This window comes from Actinomadura roseirufa, assembly GCF_900659635.1.
In the GTDB taxonomy this organism is placed as follows: domain Bacteria; phylum Actinomycetota; class Actinomycetes; order Streptosporangiales; family Streptosporangiaceae; genus Spirillospora; species Spirillospora roseirufa.
Window position 1 is genome coordinate 1 of record NZ_CAACVB010000535.1, and the last position, 1,968, is coordinate 1,968.

General features: G+C 74.9%; 2 protein-coding genes. Both read right to left on the reverse strand.

The window, feature by feature from the left end:
* Positions 1-78: 78 nt before the first annotated feature.
* The gene (locus tag E1291_RS41185) at positions 79-849 is read right to left on the reverse strand and encodes a LytR/AlgR family response regulator transcription factor (RefSeq protein WP_131743441.1); all 771 of its coding nucleotides are present in this window, start codon (positions 847-849) and stop codon (positions 79-81) included.
* Positions 850-924: 75 nt separating this feature from the next.
* Positions 925-1,968: sensor histidine kinase (locus E1291_RS41190; protein WP_131743442.1), on the reverse strand; the 1,044-nt coding region annotated here is incomplete at its 5' end.

Sequence of the window (1,968 nt, forward strand, 5' to 3'; positions counted from 1 at the left end):
GTGAAGGCCACCGGCCACGTGGAACGCCTGCGCCGCGACCTGGCCGTCTGACGGCGCGCCGGGTGCCCGGCCGCCTGCTCACGTCCGGCCCCGCGGGGCGTGGTGGAACTTGCGGATCAGCAGGTCGCGGACCTCACGGGTGTGCCGGCGGCTCACCGGCAGCAGCTCGTCGCCGATCTGCACGGCGGCGCGGCCGCCGTCGAAGCGCAGCTCGGTGATGTGCGCGGACGCGACGAGCGTGCTGCGGTGGATGCGGATGAACCCCGCCGCCTCCCACCGCTTGGTCAGCGCGGCCAGCGGCATCCGGACGAGGTAGCCGCCGTCGGCGGTGTGCAGCCGGACGTAGTCGCCCTGCGCCTCCACGTGCGTCACCGCCCGGCGCGAGACCAGCCGGGTGCGCCCGCCGAGCTCGACCGGGATCATCTCGTCGTCGGCGGCGCCGGCGCCGTCATCGCCGGGCGGCGACGCCCGGTGCACGGCCTCCTCCACCCGCCGGACGGCCTCGGCGAGCCGCTCGGGCCGCACGGGCTTGAGCAGGTAGTCCAGCGCGCCGAGCTCGTAGGCGGTGACGGCGCAGTCGTCGTGCGCGGTCACGAACACCACGTGCGGCGGCGCGGCGAACTGGGTGAGGAGGCGGGTGAAGTCCAGGCCGTCCAGCCCGGGCATCCGGATGTCGAGGAACACCGCGTCCAGGCGCTCGCCCTCGACCAGCATCCGGCTCAGGTCGCGCAGCGCGGACGCGCCCTCGCCCGCCCCCGTGACCTGCCCGATCCTCGGGTCCTTGCGGAGCAGGTACGTGAGCTCCTCCAGTGCGGGACGTTCATCGTCGACGGCCAGGACGCGCAGCATAGGGGCGACTTTGCCGCGATTACCGTCTGTCCGCAATCGGTTTCGAAATGTGAGCGGCGTGTCGCGCGGAGGCCGTCAGTCCGGAAATACTCCTGGCCGGTACTTCGGGACGCGCAAATTCACCTTGGTTCCCGCGCCGGGCGCGGTCTCGACGGTGAGCCCGTACTCGTCGCCGTAGACCTGCCGCATCCGCTCGTCCACGTTCGCGAGGCCGATCCCGGCGCCGCCGCCGTCGCGGCCCTCGCGGGCGCCCGCCCGGCCCGGCGGGCGGGACCGGCCGAGCGGCGCCGAGAGGATCTCCTGGAGCCGCTCGGGGTCCATGCCGACGCCGTCGTCCTCGACGCTGATCGCCGCCTCGGCGCCGGCGTCGCGGGCCACGATCCAGATGTGGAAGGGCGCGGGGTCCCCCTGCATCCCGTGCCGGATCGCGTTCTCCACGAGCGGCTGGAGGGCCAGGAAGGGCACCGCGACCGGCAGCACCTCGGGGGCGACCTCCACGCTGAACTGGAGCCGCTCGCCGAACCTGGCGCGCTCCAGCAGCAGGTAGCGGTCGATGGAGCGCAGCTCGTCGGCGAGGGTGGTGAAGTCGCGGGGGTCGCGGAAGGAGTAGCGGGCGAAGTCGGCGAAGTCGAGCAGCAGCTCGCGCGCGCGGCCGGGGTCGGTCCGGACGAACGAGGCGATCGTGGTCAGGGAGTTGTAGACGAAGTGGGGGGAGATCTGGGCGCGCAGCGCCCTCATCTCGGCCTCGGCGAGCCGGACGCGGGCCGCGTCGAGCTCGGCCAGCTCCAGCTGCCCGGTCACCCAGCGGGCGGCCTCGCCCACGGCCTTGACGCGCGCCGTGGACGGGACGGTCCAGTACGCGGCGAACGCGCCCTCGACACGGCCCTCGACGGTGAGGGGGGCGATCATCGCGACGCGGATCCGGCAGAGGGGGTCGGCGCAGCCGAGGACCTCGGGGGCGATGACGCGGGGGCGGCCGGAGGCGAGCACGGGGAGCGCGTGCCGGACGGCGTCGCGGGCGTGGGTCTCGCGGCCGGCGCCGTCCCAGGCGAGCAGGCGCCCCGGCCCGCCGTCGCCGGGGTGGGGAGCGTCGTACGCGCCGCCGTGGGCGCCGGTGCC

Coding starts and splice junctions, on each gene's coding strand:
- E1291_RS41185 (WP_131743441.1), bottom strand. CDS start 849: ATGCTGCGCGTCCTGGCCGTCGACGATGAACGTCCCGCACTGGAGGAG.